Annotated in this window: 13 protein-coding genes; 8 read left to right on the forward strand and 5 right to left on the reverse strand. The window is 70.7% G+C overall.

What is annotated here, in order from left to right; genetic code table 11:
• Positions 1-130 precede the first annotated feature (130 nt).
• The 3 genes from C1701_RS20895 (at position 131) to C1701_RS20905 (ending at position 3,949) form a co-directional block, all read left to right on the forward strand.
• Positions 131-1,339, forward strand: a complete 1,209-nt coding sequence (locus C1701_RS20895) for a cytochrome P450 (protein ID WP_103057127.1) — start codon at positions 131-133, stop codon at positions 1,337-1,339.
• Positions 1,340-1,929: 590 nt separating this feature from the next.
• The gene (locus C1701_RS20900; RefSeq protein ID WP_103056465.1) at positions 1,930-3,138 is read left to right on the forward strand and encodes a cytochrome P450; all 1,209 of its coding nucleotides are present in this window, start codon (positions 1,930-1,932) and stop codon (positions 3,136-3,138) included.
• 151 nt (positions 3,139-3,289) lie between these two features.
• Positions 3,290-3,949 (forward strand): TetR/AcrR family transcriptional regulator, encoded by a 660-nt coding sequence (locus tag C1701_RS20905; RefSeq protein WP_051314071.1) that lies wholly within the window; start codon positions 3,290-3,292, stop codon positions 3,947-3,949.
• A gap of 38 nt (positions 3,950-3,987) precedes the next feature.
• Here C1701_RS20905 and C1701_RS20910 read toward each other — a convergent pair whose 3' ends face one another.
• Complete coding sequence (locus C1701_RS20910; protein ID WP_051314070.1) at positions 3,988-5,268, reverse strand: cytochrome P450 family protein; 1,281 nt, start codon at positions 5,266-5,268, stop codon at positions 3,988-3,990.
• Between the two features lie 300 nt (positions 5,269-5,568).
• On the opposite strand from C1701_RS20910, the gene C1701_RS20915 reads away from it, so the two are divergent.
• Together C1701_RS20915 and C1701_RS20920 are read left to right on the forward strand one after the other, a co-directional pair.
• Positions 5,569-6,135: a TetR/AcrR family transcriptional regulator gene (locus C1701_RS20915; protein ID WP_162147315.1), complete on the forward strand. Its 567-nt coding sequence runs from the start codon at positions 5,569-5,571 to the stop codon at positions 6,133-6,135.
• Entirely contained in the window at positions 6,132-7,445 is a 1,314-nt protein-coding gene (locus C1701_RS20920) for an FAD-dependent oxidoreductase (RefSeq protein ID WP_103056467.1), read from the forward strand. Before C1701_RS20915 ends, C1701_RS20920 begins: the two co-directional genes overlap by 4 nt.
• Positions 7,446-7,677: 232 nt before the next feature.
• Here C1701_RS20920 and C1701_RS20925 read toward each other — a convergent pair whose 3' ends face one another.
• Both C1701_RS20925 and C1701_RS20930 read right to left on the reverse strand, forming a co-directional pair.
• Positions 7,678-8,307, reverse strand: a complete 630-nt coding sequence (locus tag C1701_RS20925) for an NUDIX hydrolase (protein WP_372493024.1) — start codon at positions 8,305-8,307, stop codon at positions 7,678-7,680.
• 131 nt (positions 8,308-8,438) lie between these two features.
• A complete protein-coding gene (locus tag C1701_RS20930) occupies positions 8,439-9,638 on the reverse strand; it encodes a helix-turn-helix domain-containing protein (protein WP_103056468.1) in 1,200 nt (399 codons plus the stop codon).
• Between the two features lie 402 nt (positions 9,639-10,040).
• Here C1701_RS20930 and C1701_RS20935 point away from each other — a divergent pair, with 402 nt between their 5' ends.
• Genes C1701_RS20935 through C1701_RS20945 form a run of 3 tightly spaced genes read left to right on the forward strand, consistent with a single transcriptional unit; the run spans position 10,041 to position 11,274 of the window.
• Complete coding sequence (locus tag C1701_RS20935) at positions 10,041-10,388, forward strand: hypothetical protein (protein WP_026419211.1); 348 nt, start codon at positions 10,041-10,043, stop codon at positions 10,386-10,388.
• Positions 10,385-10,753 (forward strand): hypothetical protein, encoded by a 369-nt coding sequence (locus tag C1701_RS20940; RefSeq protein ID WP_026419210.1) that lies wholly within the window; start codon positions 10,385-10,387, stop codon positions 10,751-10,753. The genes C1701_RS20935 and C1701_RS20940 overlap by 4 nt, the downstream gene beginning before the upstream one ends.
• Positions 10,750-11,274, forward strand: a complete 525-nt coding sequence (locus C1701_RS20945) for a hypothetical protein (protein WP_155886169.1) — start codon at positions 10,750-10,752, stop codon at positions 11,272-11,274. Before C1701_RS20940 ends, C1701_RS20945 begins: the two co-directional genes overlap by 4 nt.
• 191 nt (positions 11,275-11,465) lie before the next feature.
• On the opposite strand, the gene C1701_RS20950 is transcribed toward C1701_RS20945, so the two are convergent.
• Positions 11,466-13,715, reverse strand: a complete 2,250-nt coding sequence (locus tag C1701_RS20950) for a rhamnogalacturonan lyase family protein (RefSeq protein WP_337661851.1) — start codon at positions 13,713-13,715, stop codon at positions 11,466-11,468.
• A gap of 782 nt (positions 13,716-14,497) precedes the next feature.
• A complete protein-coding gene (locus C1701_RS20955) occupies positions 14,498-15,745 on the reverse strand; it encodes a serine hydrolase (protein WP_155886168.1) in 1,248 nt (415 codons plus the stop codon).
• Positions 15,746-15,839 lie beyond the last annotated feature (94 nt).

Raw genomic sequence — 15,839 nt, forward strand, 5'->3', positions numbered from 1 at the left:
CCCGGCGACGCTCCCCGCTCGCCGCGACCACGCGGTGATGGACGGTAGTCGTTCGGATACCTTGTGTGATCAATGACGGGCCGCTACCAACATGGTGGTGGTCGTGGTCAGGTCCGAACGGAGGCCGCCCATGAGTGAGACAGCGCCCGGACGCATCACGGAACTGCCGCTGCACATCCGACGGCACGAGTTCGCCCCCGCTCTGGAGATGCGGGAGATCCGCGAGCGGGACGGGATCGAGCTCGTCCACACCCCTTTCGGGTTCGACGCCTGGATGGTCACCCGGCACCGGGACGTCCGCGAGGTCCTGTCGGACCCCACCCGGTTCAGCAACACCCAGCACGTCCTCAACAGCGCGGGCAGGTCGGGTATCTCCGACACGGCGACCCAGCGGGTCCTGGAGGGCAACCTGCTGGCCGCGGACCCGCCCGACCACACGCGGTTGCGGCGGATGCTGACCGGGGCGTTCACCGCCCGCCGCATCCGGCTCCTGGAACCCCGGGTCCGGGACATCGTCGCCGATCACCTGGACGCGATGGAGCGTGGTGGTTCGCCGGCGGACCTGGTCAGCGACTTCGCGTTGCCGGTTCCCTCGTTGGTCATCTGCGAGTTGCTGGGTGTGCCCTATGCCGACCGGGACGCGTTCCAGGAGCGCAGCGGTCAGTTGCTGGACGTGTCGAGCACGCCGGAGGAGCGGGTGCGGGTCCAGTTGGAGTCGCGGGAGTACATGCGGGAACTGGTGTTGCGGGCTCGGCGTGAGCCGGGTGAGGACCTGTTGGGCATGTTGGTGCGTGAGCACGGTGAGGACGTGGGTACCGGGGAGCTGGCCGGTATCGCTGATCTGTTGCTCATCGCCGGGCACGAGACGACGTCGAACATGCTGGGGTTGGGGACGTTGGCGTTGTTGCGGCATCCCGAGCAGTTGGCGATCATGCGGGACGATCCGGGGGCGGTGGACGCGGCGGTCGAGGAGCTGCTGCGGTGGTTGAGCATCGTCCACACCGGAACCCTCAAGGCGGTCATCGCCGACACCGAGCTGGGCGGGGCGCGCCTTCGCGCCGGTGACGTCCTCTTCTGCGGTCTGCCCATGGCCAACCGCGATCCCGAGGTGATCGACGACCCGGACCGGCTGGACGTCACCCGGGGTGGCCTGGGGCACTTGGCTTTCGGTCATGGTGTGCACCACTGCCTGGGGGCGCCGTTGGCCCGGATGGAGATGCGGGTCGCGTTCCCCGCGCTGCTGCGGCGGTTCCCCACCCTGCGGGAGGTCCCGGGCGGGGCGGAGTTCCGGTCGTTCAACGCCGTCTACGGGCTGGCCTCGCTGCCGGTCGACTGGTGAGTCCCCTTCCCGGGTCCGTGTCCGTCCGCGTCCGTCCCCGGACTCGCGCGACGTGACCGGCCGCCGTGCCGGGTGAGCGTCCCCGCCGGTTGGCGCGTTCGACCGGCACCACCGCTGGCGGGGACGTGCTCGCGCGGGGGCGCCCCGACGCTCGGCGTCGCGGGGGACCGTGGCGAATCTGGTCGTGGTGCGTCCCGGTCGCTCGCGCACCCGGCCCGAGCGCGCCTCGCGTCTTGCACGTGGTCCACGCGGGGAGGGCTGCCGACGTGCGGGTACGAGGTGTCGGTGGCGAGGTCCCGGGAAGGGGAGCCACCGGGTCGGCATCCGTGAGGGGGAGGCGGACGGAGTGGTCGCGCGCCAGCGGCGAGGCGTCCTCGCCGCCGGGTGAGCGGAGCCCCGCGATCGTCACCCCACCACGTGGCGAGGGGAGTGCGCGGGTAGGAGCCCGGTGCAGGGGGGCTTCGCTCCTCGCCGGTCTTCTCCGTGCGCATGCGGTGATTTTTAGTGGCCGTTCGGATACCTTGAGTAATATGTGATAGACCGCTATCAGTACGGTGGTGGTCGGGGACACGCCCGAACGGAGGCCGCCCATGAGTGAGACAGCGCCCGGACGTATCACCGAATTACCGCTGCACATGCGGAGGCAGGAGTTCGCCCCTGCCCCGGAGGTGCGGGAGATCCGCGAGCGGGACGGGATCGAGCTCGTCCACACGCCTTTCGGGTTCGACGCGTGGATGGTCACCCGGCACCGGGACGTCCGGGAGGTCCTGTCGGACCCCGCTCGGTTCAGCAACACCCGCCAGGTGCTCAGCGGGGCGAGCCGGCGAGGCGTCACCGACGCGGAGATCCAGCGGGTCCTGGAGGGCAACCTGCTGGCCGCGGACCCGCCCGACCACACGCGGTTGCGGCGGATGCTGACCGGGGCGTTCACCGCCCGCCGCATCCGGCTCCTGGAACCCCGGGTCCGGGACATCGTCGCCGATCACCTGGACGCGATGGAGCGTGGTGGTTCGCCGGCGGACCTGGTCAGCGACTTCGCGTTGCCGGTGCCCTCGTTGGTCATCTGCGAGTTGCTGGGTGTGCCCTATGCCGACCGGGACGCGTTCCAGGAGCGCAGCGGTCAGTTGCTGGACGTGTCGAGCACGCCGGAGGAGCGGGTGCGGGTCCAGTTGGAGTCGCGGGAGTACATGCGGGAGCTGGTGTTGCGGGCTCGGCGTGAGCCGGGTGAGGACCTGTTGGGCATGTTGGTGCGTGAGCACGGTGAGGACGTGGGTACCGGGGAGCTGGCCGGTATCGCTGATCTGTTGCTCATCGCCGGGCACGAGACGACGTCGAACATGCTGGGGTTGGGGACGTTGGCGTTGTTGCGGCATCCCGAGCAGTTGGCGATCATGCGGGACGATCCGGGGGCGGTGGACGCGGCGGTCGAGGAGCTGCTGCGGTGGTTGAGCATCGTCCACACCGGAACCCTCAAGGCTGTGACCGAGGACACCGAGCTCGCCGGCACCCCGCTCCGCGCCGGCGATGTCGTGCTCTGCGGCCTGCCCACCGCCAACCGGGACCCCGAGGTGATCGACGATCCGGATCGGCTGGATCTCACCCGGGGTGCGCTGGGGCACCTGGCTTTCGGTCATGGTGTGCACCACTGCCTGGGGGCGCCGTTGGCCCGGATGGAGATGCGGGTCGCGTTCCCCGCGCTGCTGCGGCGGTTCCCCACCCTGCGGGAGGTCCCGGGCGGGGCGGAGTTCCGGTCGTTCAACGCCGTCTACGGGCTCGCCAGGTTCCCCGTCACCTGGTGAACCCGTGACCCCCCGGGGCGGGACGACCTCCAAGCCGACCGGGACCGCCGTCGGTCCGCCACGCCCCTGACGGGCGGAACCGGCGACCGGCCCGGGTGACCGTGCTCGCCGAGCGGCGCGCCCTGCGACATCCGTCCTGTTGAATGCGCTGATGCGCGAGACACCCCGACGCGCCGACGCTCGGCGCAACAGGGAGAGGATCTCCAGGGCCGCCCTCGCGGCCTTCTCCGAACTGCCGGCCGGCGGGCCCACCGACCTCCGACTGGAGGACGTGGCCGCCAGGGCCGGCGTCGGCGTCGCCACCGTGTACCGGCTCTTCGGCGGGCGCGGGGGACTGGTCCGCGCCGCGTTCCGGGTCCTCCTCGCCGACGAGGTCTGGCCGCTCGCGGCGGTCGCGGCGACCGCCTCCAACCCCGGCCCGGCCCTGAGGGCGGCGATCGTCGAGGCGGTCGAACGACTCGTCGCCCGCCCCGCGCTGGTCCACGCCGCCCGCGACCGAGGGGCCATCGACCTCGACCTGGTCGAGAACCACCTGGGTGACCTGCGCGCGGTGCTGGTGGCGGCGCAGCACGCCGGGGAGGTACGACCGGACGCGGTCCTCCGCGACCTCGCCGCGATCCTGGTGATGACGCTGGCGACCGCGCACGACCAGGACGGCGCCGGAGTGGACCGTGCCCGCTCCCTCGCCCTGCTCCTCGACGGTCTCCGTCCCGGAGGCACCGCGCTACCCACCCCGGAGGGGACACCGCAGGGTGCCGCCGACCCGCCCGCCAGCGCACTCGGAACGGGCCGTCCCGGCCAGGCGGGGTGACCGTCACGGCCCCTGAGCCGCGCTTCCGCCCGCCGGGGTCACGGGCGGACGGGCCCGAGCGGCGGGAGCGGACGGCCGAAGCCGCCCGCCGGGTGCAGGAACACCGGCAACGCCGCGTGCCCGCTCACCAGGAACGTCCCGAGCGGCGGGAGCGCCGCCGCCGGCTGGGCCAGCGCGATGCCGGGAAACCTGTCGAACAACGCGGACACCGCGAGCTCCGCTTCCATCCTGGCCAGCGGAGCACCCACGCAGAAGTGGGCACCGTGCCCGAACGACAGGTGCCCGCGACGGCTGGGGCGGAGCACGTCGAACACGTCGGGACGATCCCCGTGCTGGTCGGGGTCACGGCCCGCTCCGCCGTAGGACACCATGATCGCGTCCCCCTCCGGGATGACGGTGCCCCCCACGTCCAGGTCGGTCACCGCGTACCGCAACAGCACGTGCGGCACCGGTGGCGCCCACCGCAACGCCTCCTCCACCGCATCCGACCACGACGCGACCCCCACCCGCACCAACTCCCGCTGCTCGGGGTGGGTCAACAGCGCCAGCACCAGGTTGTGCACCAGGTTGAGCGTCGTCTCGAACCCGGCGCCGAGCATCAACAACAGGGTGTCGTGCAGCTCCTCGTCACTGAGGGGCTGGTCGCCCTCGGCCGGCGCGCCGTGCAGCAGGGTGCTGGTGAGGTCGTCGGCGGGTTCGCGGCGCTTCTCCTCGACCATCTCCCGCAACAACACGTCGAGCCGCGCGCGGTCCCGCGCGGCGTGCTCGGATGACACCGTCGTCTGGAAGAGGTTGTCCACGCACTCCCGCAACGTGGTCCACCCCGCGCGGCGCAGGCCGAAGAGCTGGGCGATCACGGAGATCGGCAGCGGGCTGGCCAGTTCCGCGCGCAGGTCCACCACCTCGGAGGCGGGTTTGGCGGCCAGGCGCACGATCAGGTCCGCCGTGACCTGCTCCACCCGAGGGCGCAGCGCCTGGACCCGACGGGGCAGGAAGGCCGCGCTGACGATCCGCCGCAGCCGCCCGTGCTCGGGGCCGTAGGCGGTGAACATGTTCCGCAGCGACACGAAGTTGGCCAGCGGCCAGTCCCGGGGCACTCGACCTTCCCGCCAGTCCCGCCAGTGCTGGTGCGGGTCCTTGGAGACACGGGGGTCGGCCAACAGGGCACGCACGTGCTCGTGACCGGTCACGGACCAGGCCCGTACCGCACCGGGCAGGACGACCGGGACCGCCGGGCCCCGGCCCCGCAGCTTCTCGATCTCCGCGTACACGTCCCGCCCGGTCGGATCGAGCGTGACAGCGTCGAGGTGCTGACCCATGTGGTCTCCAGAGGACTCTCGGGGGATGACCTGCCCGGCCACACCAGCCGAACAGGTGACACCGAGTGTGATGCCCCGAGAACTCCTTGTGAAGGCTCTGTCAGGGTGTTGGCGGCCAGCGGCGGTCCGATGTGTCCTGCCACCACCGCCGCGCTTCCGCTTGTCCCCGCACCGGAACCGCCGGCTCGTCGCCCCTCGGCGGTTCGCCGCGCGGGTCCGAGCCTGACCGTTGACGGACGACCAGGCCGGCCTCAGCCCACCCGATCAAGGACGCCGGACGAGTGCACTACAGTCCATCAAGTGATTGATGGAAACAGTGGGCGGGCGGGTGAGGTCGTCCGGGCCGCGTTCCGCGTGGTCGCCGACGTCGGCTTCGAGGGACTCCGGCTGCGCCGCGTCGCCGCCGACGTCGGCCTCGACCAGTCGACCCTGCACCACTACTTCGCGACCAAGGACGCGCTCATCGGAGCCGTCGCCGAGTACACGACCAGCCGGCTGGCCACCACCGCGCCGCCGTGGGACCTCGAACCGCCCGCCGCGCTCATCGCACACCTCGACGCCCTGCTGGCGATGATGCGCACGGAACCGGAACTGCTCACGGTCAGCGCCGAACTCGACCTGCGAGGCCGCCGCGACCCCGAGGTGCGGCGCGAGGTGGAACGGCACGAGGCCGGGTGGCGGCAGGCCCTGTCCGCCCTCCTCACCGACCTGCCCCGCGCCGGTCTTCCCGTGGCGGAGGCCGTCGAACTGGTGATCGCCGCGGTCAAGGGCGTTCGGCTCACCCCCGAACTCGCCCCCGCCGTCCTCGACCCCCTGGCCACGCTGCTCACCGCGCCACCCGCTCCCGAAGGAGGGAACAGGTCATGAACGCACCCCACGTCCTGGTCATCGGCGGTGGCATCGGTGGCCTCTGCCTGGCGCAGGGGCTCCGCGCGGCCGGCGTCCCGGTCACCGTCCACGAACGCGACACCCACCCGGCCGGCCGGTGGGAGGGGTACCGCATCCACATCGACCCGGCGGGAGCGAGATCACTCCGCGCCTGCCTCCCGGACAGGCTGTGGCGGGCCTTCCTCGACCTGGCCGCACCGGGCGGGGACTTCGGTTTCCTCACCGAGCGGCTCACCGAACTCCTCGTCGTCGAGGAGGAGATCTCCCACCCCCGGGCCGACGACCCGGCCGAAGGGCACTACGCCGTCGACCGCCGCGCGCTGCGGCGACTCCTGCTCGCCGGCATCGAGGACGTCGTCCACTTCGGCGCCGAGTTCGAGCGGTACGAGGTCACCGACGACGGCCGCGTCGTCGCCCACTTCGCCGACGGCTCTTCGGCCACCGGAGACCTCCTCGTGGGCGCGGACGGCACCGGCTCCCGGGTGCGTCGGCAGTACCTGCCGCACGGGGAACCGGTGGCCGCCGGAGTCGTCGGGCTCGCCAACAAGCTGGTGCTCACCGACGGCCGGGGGTGGGTGCCCGGCCGGTTCCTGCAGGGGATGAACCTGGTGACCGGGGACGGCCCCTACTCGCTGTTCACCGCCGCCTACCAGCCGCCCCCCGGCGCGGAGCGGGTCCTCGCCGAGGTCACCGGGCGGACGCCGCCACCGATCGACCAGCCCTACCTGCTGACCGCGTTGGTGTCCGCCCCCGACCACCTGCCCCCCGACATCGGGGACTTCGGGCCGGACCGCCTGCGCGAGGTCGCGGCCGGACTCGTCGCCGACTGGCACCCGGTGGTCCGCCGCATGATCGACGAGTCCGAGGACGACAGCCGGGGCGTCAGCGTCTTCCGGGTGGCGCCGCAGCTACCGCCCTGGCCATCCAGCCGGGTGACCCTGCTCGGCGACGCCATCCACGCCGTCCCCGCCACCGGCGGCCTCGGCGGCAACGCCGCGCTGCGGGACGCCCGCCGCCTGACCCAGCTGCTGGCCACGACGAGCGGCGACGGGATCCTCGACTCCGTCCGCACCTACGAACGGGACCTCCGCGAACACGGCTACGCGGCCGTGCGGGACGCGCTCGCGGTGCGGGACCAGATGGTCGCGGGCGGAACCCTGGACACCATCGTCAGCCGCACCTGGATGCGGCTCTGCCGGTACGTCACCCCGCTGCGGCGGCACTCCTTCGGGTCCTCCGATGCCGACGTCAGCCACCCCCGGCCCTGGGAACTCGCCTCGCCGGCGTGAACCCGACGAGGAGGCAGTCGGAGGAGGGCCGTCCACGGTCGGTGGCGGTGATCCACCGCGGGACCCGCCACTGACCGGACCGCTGGTCCGCCCGCTGCCCCGACCCGGGTGTGTACGCACCCGCCTCGGGATTCCCTGTGGAAGGTGGCCGATGGTTGGCGTACCTGGATGGGAGTGCGTCGTCGAACGCTCGTGGCGGGCACCCCGTCCGCTGAGGACGCTAGTCTCGTGGTCATGCGCGGTGCTGGCGACCCACTGAGCATCGGGGAACGAGTGGCCTTCTACCGGCGCCGGCGGGGCCTCGCCCAGGTGGCCCCGGCGGGCATGATGGGCCGATCCGAGGACTGGTTGAGCAAGATCGAGCGTGGGGTCCGAGTGCATGGTCGATGCGCAGTCGGATCGCCGGGTGGATGTTGAGGGTCATGAGTTCCTCGGGAAGCCCAGAGTACCTCCTTGCTCTCACTGCTGGTCCGCAAGCTCCCAGACACCGGGTCGGCAAGGAAGCGGATGGAGAATTCCTGACGAACCTGCCGTCGCTGCTGTAGGAGACTACGTGGTTGGGGTCCGTACAGATTCCGGTAACCGCCCTGGGGACTACGGTGATTCCGGTTTCCTCCTCGACTTCCCTGACGACGGTCTGGGAGATGGTTTCACCGATACCCTGTGTTTCGCCGGGGATGGCGTACAGGTCGTTGTCGGTCCGACGAATAATCAAAAAGTGCCCTGACCAGTTGCGAACTACTGCCGTCACGGCGGGTGCGATGCTGTTCGCCCCGGGGCCGGATTCGTCGTAGTAGTAGTCCCGTCCGGCCCCTTGCGTTCCCTTCGTCCGTGCTCGTTTCTCGTGGGCTGCGCCGACCATGATCTCGGGCGCGAACGTCGTCTCCGAATCCGGGTTAACGGCGGGCAACCTGGGCAGGCAGTGCCGCGCCGGGCAGGCGCCTCGACCGAAGCGGCCGTGCGGTCGAGTGGGGGATGGCGGTTCGAGATCGATCACTCAGTTGGGGCCGACAGCTGAAGTGCCTCGAATATGGGTTGTGCGGCTGGGTCTCCGGGGTAGAGTTCACGTGCCTGCCGCATGGCCTCCTGGGCGAGCATGGCGAACGGCAGTTGAGATCGACGAGTTTCCTGCTTCGCTTCCTCGATCCACGGTAGTGCTGATTCGATATCCCCGGTTCGCAGTGCGGAGATGCCGAGGGTGAATCTGGCTTCGGTCGCGCGCATGGGGCTTTTCTCGGTTCCGTCAGATGCTCGGGACAGGTGAATGACTTCGTGCGCGTGCTCCGTCGCCCTTCGATCATCGCCCACCAGGCGGTAGCAGTCCATCGCGTAGAAGTCCCACTTGGTCGGGTCGATGACGAAATGGTTCTCGGGTCGGCTTGGGTGATCGTGCCGGGTGAGAAGGCGGTACCCCCCGTCCAGGGTTCGATGTACGCGATCCCGCTGCCCCATCCGGGCATGGGCCTTCGCCGATTGCGCGGCAAGCTGCACGACGACCGAAGAATGGGGAGCTGCTGCGGTGCCGGCCTCCGCGTACTGGGCGACGGAGCGTAGGCGTCCCTGCGTGAGCGCGAACCATGCGCTCAACTCGAAGGTCCATCCCACGATCTCGGCGTGTCCGGATTCCTTGCCTATCTGTAGGGCGGCAAGGCGGCTGAGTTCGGCTTGTCTGATGTTGCCGAGATCGTATTCCAGGCAACCAAGGAGCAGGGTGAGCCACCCAGCGTTGACCAGGATGTCCCGATGTTCCCTGAGCGTCGTGGGGCGTTCGAGCAGTTGGGCGCTGTACTCCAACCACTGCATGGTCTCACGGTGCAGTTTACGGGCGCCCCGCCAGGCGTACTCGCAACAGAGCTGCTCGGTGACGAGTTGCATCTGCTCCAGCGTCTTGCTACCGACATCGGTGTTGTGAAGGCGTCGCACGACGTCGCTCAGTCCCCAGGGGCGGCCCGGAGCCGACGGAGCCGTGGGAGGAAGGACCGCACGGCCCGTCGCGCGGGCAGCGGCGGCCAGGGAGCCGTCGGCGCCCAGGATCGTGTCCAGGCGATCGATCATGCCTTCGTCGGGAAGACTTTTGGAGTTCTCGCAACGGCTGACCTGGCTTTGGCTCCAGTGCGCGGCTTTCGCGAGCTCTCCCTGGCTGAGACCAGCACGCCGCCGAAGCCGCGCGAGTTCTCCTGCGAACCGTTCCATGCTGGCACCTCCCGTACCTGGCTATGCGCATCGCATGCGCCGGGTACGCATTCGGTCGACTGTGGTGCTGCTGAGGCCGATTCTAGCTCTTGGAATGGATGACAGGTGCGGGCAGAGGGCACAGCGCAACCACGACCGGATGGACGAAGCTGATGAGGTTATGAGTCCTGGTGCACGTTCGGTAGACGCCACCCGGATAGCTGGTATGGCGGCTGTTCACGACTCGCGCTCATATCGCGATGGGGTGTGGCGGCAGGAAACGCGAAGCACGCGGCGCGGATCAGTCCGCCGCTCGGCGTGACGAGTTGGACGGCAACTTCGAGGTCACAAATCTGATCCTCCCCGGGAACTGAGGACTTTGACGCAATGAGCATTTGCCGTGCAGAAGTGAAAGGTGTTCGCATGGCGAGCGGTGGTGGAGCCCGACTTCGGGCCGGGCATGACGAGGTGTTCCCACACGGTGCGCTGGTGATGCGGGTGGGGCGGGTGATGGAGCCCCGGAGCCGTGAGGAGCGGGCGCGGGGTGCGGCTCGGGTCCCCGAGTTGGACCCCGGCACCGGACACTGTCAGTGGTTGGTGACGGTGATCGACCAGGCGGCGGAGGCGCTGCCCGGCACCAACCTGCGACCAGTGGTCTTCGAGGGGCTGACCGCGGCTCCCCGGAACGACAGCGGGCAGTGCGGCCCGCCGGCGGCGGGACGAGGGCAGCGGTGTCGAGCGTGGCCGACCGGAGAGAGGGACACACCATGATGGTCCCCCAGGTGGTGGCGGCCCCAGCGCAGGGAGCGGGGGCGTTGTTCACGGTGGAGATGCCCGGCACCGGGCCGATGCTGATGGTGGACCTGGGAAGCCTGTGCGTCCAGGTCCGGTTCCACCAGGACGGCCAGGACCGGGAACACCTCGACCGGTTCCTGTCCGAACTCTCCGGGGAAGCGGCTCGGGCGCTGGCCTGGCTGCGTTCCCAGCCTCGGCACACCCACGGTCTGCTCGACGTGGACTCCGCCCGGACCGCGCTGGCCGGCTACCTGCCCGCCACCCCACCCGAGGACCCCCCAGGTGGGGCGCACCACTGGCGGGCACCTGAGCCCACCGACGAGGGGGAGTGCCACCGGTGAGCGAGGACCAGCCGGAGGTGCCCGCGTGGGAACGGGAACTGCGCGCCCTGTTCCTCACCTTCGTGGAGCACCTGCCACCCAAGGACGCGCCTGCCGAGGAGCAGCTGGCCTACCGGGAGCGGTGGGCGGAGTGCTTCGACGAGGTCGCGGACACCCTCGACGAGATCCAACGCACGGCGGCGCTGCTGGCGCGCTCAGCGCGGGACAGCCTCGACATGCTGCGCAGGTTGGCGGGCCAGTATCCCCCGGTGGCAGCCGAGGTCCCCGCCCCCCGGGTTGAGGGGCAGACCGGGACGGCCGGCCGGTTAGCAGCCTGGTGGTCCCGCGCCTGGCGGCGGTCCTCGCCCACGCCGGCCGCGCCCCGGCGGGTGCGGTTGGAGTTCCGGCGGTGCCGGACCTGCCGGAACGGCGGCTGGTGGCCCGACGGGCAGGAGTGGTGCTGGGACTGCACGGCGGCCGGCGAGTGGCGGCGGCTGCGCACCGCGGCCCGGCACGCCGCCGTCGGACGCTACCCGGGCTGAGCGGTGGCGGGACCACCACGTCCGTGCCGCCCCGTCCGCGCCCCCTGGGGAGGGAGCTCGTCCGGTGCGCCGTTCTCCGATTCCTCCCGGGCCGCCTGCGGACCCGCGTCACCCCGACGCGTTCCCGGGAACACGTCGGGGAGTCCACCCGGGCTCCCCGACGCGCGATCACGGCTCAGCGGCTCGACGGGTCACGGGTAGTAGACGTTGGGCTGCGGGACAGGGGCCATGCCGTCCCCGATGAAGAAGCTGGGGTGCGGCGGCTGGTTGTAGGCGGTGTTCTGCCACGCGATCGCCACCCGGTACTGGGTGTCGTGCATCAGCGTCGGAATCCGCAGGTCGGTGAGGTCGGTCGTCGTGTAGATCCGCAGCGCGCGGCTGTCCGACGTCCGCCACACCACCTCCTCCCGCCAGTCCCCGAACAGGTCGCCCGAGAGCGCGGGAGTGGCCTTCGTGCCGTTGTTCGAGGCCACACCGTTCGCCGTCAGCAGCCGGGTGTCCCCGTTCGGCCCGTACTTGTCGATCCTGGTCTGGTCGAGCAGTTCCCGCACCGGGTCGCCGTCCCACCAGATCAGGAAGTTCGTCGACGACGGCTTGCGCCCCACGTTCCGGCCCTGGGTGTCGCGCATGCCGTCCACCCGCGACGACCACATCTCGGCTCCGGGGCTGCCCGCCCAGATGTCACCGGCCACCCCGCGCCCGTTGTCGCCGTTGGCCGGCGTGGTGTGGATCGGCTGCCCGGTGCGGGCGTCCACCAGCCACGAACTGGGCTGGTTGCTGTTCTCGGCGACGCCGAAGACCTCCAGCCCCGGGCGGCTGGGCACGAAGTCGCCGACGTGCAGCGCGTCGCCGTGCCCGTAGCCGGTGTTCCACAACGGGGTGCCGTCGTCGTCGATGACCATCGCGCCGAAGACGATCTCGTCACGACCGTCACCGTCCACGTCGGCGATCGACAGGCTGTGGAAACCCTGCCCCCGGTACTGGCTGCCGGCCGAGTTGCTGTCGAAGGTCCAGCGCCTGGTCAGGCTGCCGTCGCGGAAGTCCCAGGCCACGATGACCGTGCGCGTGTAGTAGCCACGGGACATGATGAGGCTCGGCCGCTGGCCGTCCAGGTAGGCGGTGCCCGCCAGGAAGCGGTCCACCCGGTTGCCGTAGTTGTCGCCCCAGTCGCTGACGTTGCCCCGCGCCGGCAGGTAGTCCACCGTGGACAGCGCGGCTCCGGTCCGACCGTCGAAGACGGTCAGGAACTCCGGCCCGGCGAGGACGTAGCCGCTGGAGTTGCGGTGGTCGGCGTTGGCGTTGCCGATGACGCGTCCAGCACCGTCCACGGTGCCGTCCGCCGTCTTCATCGCGACCTCCGCCCGGCCGTCGCCGTCGAAGTCGTACACCTGGAACTGGGTGTAGTGCGCCCCCGCCCGGATGTTGCGGCCCAGATCGATCCGCCACAGCCGGGTGCCGTCCAGCCGGTAGGCGTCGACGAACACGTTCCCGGTGTGCCCCGAGTGCGCGTTGTCCTTGGAGTTCGACGGATCCCACTTGACGACGAACTCGTACTGGCCGTCGCCGTCGAGGTCACCGACGCTGGCGTCGTTGGCCGAGTACGTGTAGTCCACGCCGTCCGGAGTCCGACCACCCGAGGGCACCTGGAGCGGGACGTCGAGGTAGTTTCCGCCGCCGAACCGCAGCGACGGTTCCGACGCGCCCTGCTCGGTGCCGTTCACCACGGCCCGGACGGTGTAGCTCGCCGTGGCCGAGGCCCCGCCGTCGAAGTAGTTCGTCGAGTCCGTGATCGGCGACGAGTTCACCCGGGTCGAACCCCGGTACAGGTTGAACGCCACTCCCGCCGGGTCGGTCCCCAGCAGCCGCCAGCTCACCAGGTTGCCGTTCCCCGACCTGGCGCTGATCAGACCCCGGTTCAGGTCCTCCACCTGCCTGGCCTGCCCGGGTGGCTGCGTGCCACCCCCGTCGACCGGGACCAGCTGCCACTGCTGGTTGTGGCCGTCGTGGTCGGAGTACTGGGAGACCCTGGCCCCGTCCTCGGTGGACCACTCCCACACCTCGAGCGCCTTGCCGCTGAGCCGGTTGATCAACCGCACGTGGCCACCGGCCGAGTCGGCGAGGCGGAACTGCTGGTTGTGCCCGTTGAGGTCGGCCCACTGCACGACGCGGGCTCCATCGGCGACGTCGAACTCGTAGAGGTCGAGGACCTTGCCGCTGTGCCGGGCCTGGATCCGGTACCACCCGTCACCCGAGGGCAGGAACCGGAACTGCTGGTTCGTTCCCGAGTTCCGGGTCCACTGCACGGCGTTCACGCCGTCCCCGGTGCCCCGTGCCTCGATGTCCAGTGCCTTCCCGCTGTGCCGGTTCACCAGCTGGTAGTAGGCGTTGGGGTCGACGGTCGCGGCGTTGGCGGCCGCCGGAACCCCAAGAGCGGCGAACACGGTGGCGATGACCGCGGTGACCGCCGTTCTCCATCTTCGCGTTGGGCGCGCTCCCGATATTCTTCCGCTGTTCGACATCGTCATTCCCTTCAGGGCCTGACCACGGCCCGGTCGCACGTCGACGTGCCTGGTGTCCCGCCGGGAGGAAGAAGGAGAAGGCCACTCGTCCGTTCGGGGCCGGCGATGTCACGGCAGCCCGGGCGGTGAGCGTGTCGCCACGGCGGAAATTCCGCGGAATACCAGGCGGGGTGGCGCCCGCCGTCTCTCGTGTCGGCGCGGGATGGCTGGTCAGGACGCAGGTCATCGAGCGGTGGCCGTGCCGTGGCCACCGGTGCCGGCTGGCTGGGCGGGAATGTTACCCAGAATCCATCGAGCAGCCAACAATGCGGAAACATCGGTACTTGTCGCCGGGAGCGGGGCCGACGTGATTCCGAGTGGGGACTCCTCGCCGGAGAATTCACCTGAAGTGCTCCGGACGGAGTACCGGCGATCGTCGAAATCGGGATCCGGCGGTGGGGCGGCGGTGGTTTCTCGTGACTATCGGTCGGCTTTCGTCCGAGTTCTCGGGAATTGTCGCCGACTGCGGCCCGGAATCTGCCGCTGGGGCTGGCCCGATGCGGCCACCGTCGACGACCAGCCACCCACCCCGACGGGGGGAAGCCTTGCTGAGCTTCCCGTCGGTCCTCGGCGCGGCGGAGCGTTCCCCCGCGCCCCGCGAGGTCCGCTCCACTCCCGAACGGGTACCCGGCCCCGCCGCGCCGGGCGGCGGGGCCGGGGTCGCGTCAGCCGTTCAGGGCGGCGCCCAGCGGCGGCTGCTCGGTCAGGACGGTCGGGACGTTCCCCACCGGAGCCCACTCCTCGCCGCAGAACTCGAGGTTGATCGCGTTGACCACCCCGAGGTGGAACAGCGCGACGCTCTCGTCCCCGGCCCAGGCGTTACCGGAGACGGTGACGTGCCGCTCGCCGTCCAGCGTCCCGAACGAGTAGGTCAGGAAACCGGGGATGCCGCCGGTGTGCCCGACGAGCGGGACCCCGCACACCGTGTTCAACGTCTGGAGCCCGAGCCCGTACTGGGGGAACAGCGTCGGATCGGTGGTGGGGACGCCGTCCGTCATCAGCGCCAGCGACTCCGGCGACACCAGCTCCCCGCCGAACAGCGCCCGGTAGAAGCGGTTGACGTCGGCCGTGTCCGACACCAGGGCGTAGGCGGCCCAGGCGAAGGACGGGTTCAGCTCGGTGAGCTCCCGCCACTCACCAGCCGGGTCCCCGGCCAGCCGGTAGTACCCGAGGGAGTGGGGGCCGGGGAGTTCCCGCTCGGTGAGCGGGAAGGAGCTGTTGGCCATCCCCGCCGGTTCGAACACCCGCTCCCGCAGCAGGACCTCCAGCGGCTCCCCGGTCACCGACTCCACGACGAGGCCGAGCAGCACGTAGTTGATGTTGGCGTAGGAGAACTCCCCTCCCGGTTCCCCGACCGGGTCCTGGGCGCCGGAGAACCGGACGAGGTCCCACGGCGTGTAGGTGCGCCGCGAGTACTCGGCGACGTCGTCGAACTCGGCGTCCTCCAGGTAGTCGGTGAGCCCGCTGGTGTGGTTCAACAACTGCTCGACGGTGACCCGGTCGGCGGTCGGCACGGAACCCGGCAGGTGCTCGGCGAGGGGGTCGGCCAGGGCGAGCCGGTCCTCCTCGACGAGCTGGAGGACCAGCGTCGCCACCAGGCTCTTCGTCACGCTCGCCGCCCGGAACACCCCGTCCGGCGGTGTCGGGACCCCGGTGCCGAGGTCGGCCACCCCTGTGGTCAGGACCTCCTCGTCCGCGCCGTCCCGGACGCGGAGCTGGATGCCCGGGTACCCGGCTGCCTCCACGGGTAAGCGGAGCGCGTCGAGCATCGCGCTCCGGTCGGAGTCCCCGTTCGTGTCCGGCGGCGCGGCGGAGCCGGCGCCGGGGTCGGCGAGCGCCGGGGGCGCCCCCAACGCGAGCAGCGCTGCCAGCGCGCCGCACACCAGCGCTCGCGGTGTTCTCTGGTGCTTCATCAGGATGTGGTCCTCCCTGGACTCGGGTTCGGCCGTGCCTAACCTCGGCGGGAAGCACGCTAGGTGCGCGACCAGGACCCCGGCATCGGTCGAC

The sequence above is a fragment of the Actinoalloteichus sp. AHMU CJ021 genome, assembly GCF_002895405.1.
Taxonomy (GTDB): domain Bacteria; phylum Actinomycetota; class Actinomycetes; order Mycobacteriales; family Pseudonocardiaceae; genus Actinoalloteichus_B; species Actinoalloteichus_B caeruleus.

Bases quoted from the DNA above. Each gene is read 5' to 3' on its own strand.
- C1701_RS20895 (WP_103057127.1), top strand. From the start codon at position 131: ATGAGTGAGACAGCGCCCGGACGCATCACGGAACTGCCGCTGCACATC.
- C1701_RS20900 (WP_103056465.1), top strand. From the start codon at position 1,930: ATGAGTGAGACAGCGCCCGGACGTATCACCGAATTACCGCTGCACATG.
- C1701_RS20905 (WP_051314071.1), top strand. From the start codon at position 3,290: ATGCGCGAGACACCCCGACGCGCCGACGCTCGGCGCAACAGGGAGAGG.
- C1701_RS20910 (WP_051314070.1), bottom strand. From the start codon at position 5,268: ATGGGTCAGCACCTCGACGCTGTCACGCTCGATCCGACCGGGCGGGAC.
- C1701_RS20920 (WP_103056467.1), top strand. From the start codon at position 6,132: ATGAACGCACCCCACGTCCTGGTCATCGGCGGTGGCATCGGTGGCCTC.
- C1701_RS20925 (WP_372493024.1), bottom strand. From the start codon at position 8,307: ATGGTCGGCGCAGCCCACGAGAAACGAGCACGGACGAAGGGAACGCAA.
- C1701_RS20930 (WP_103056468.1), bottom strand. From the start codon at position 9,638: ATGGAACGGTTCGCAGGAGAACTCGCGCGGCTTCGGCGGCGTGCTGGT.
- C1701_RS20935 (WP_026419211.1), top strand. From the start codon at position 10,041: ATGGCGAGCGGTGGTGGAGCCCGACTTCGGGCCGGGCATGACGAGGTG.
- C1701_RS20940 (WP_026419210.1), top strand. From the start codon at position 10,385: ATGATGGTCCCCCAGGTGGTGGCGGCCCCAGCGCAGGGAGCGGGGGCG.
- C1701_RS20955 (WP_155886168.1), bottom strand. From the start codon at position 15,745: ATGAAGCACCAGAGAACACCGCGAGCGCTGGTGTGCGGCGCGCTGGCA.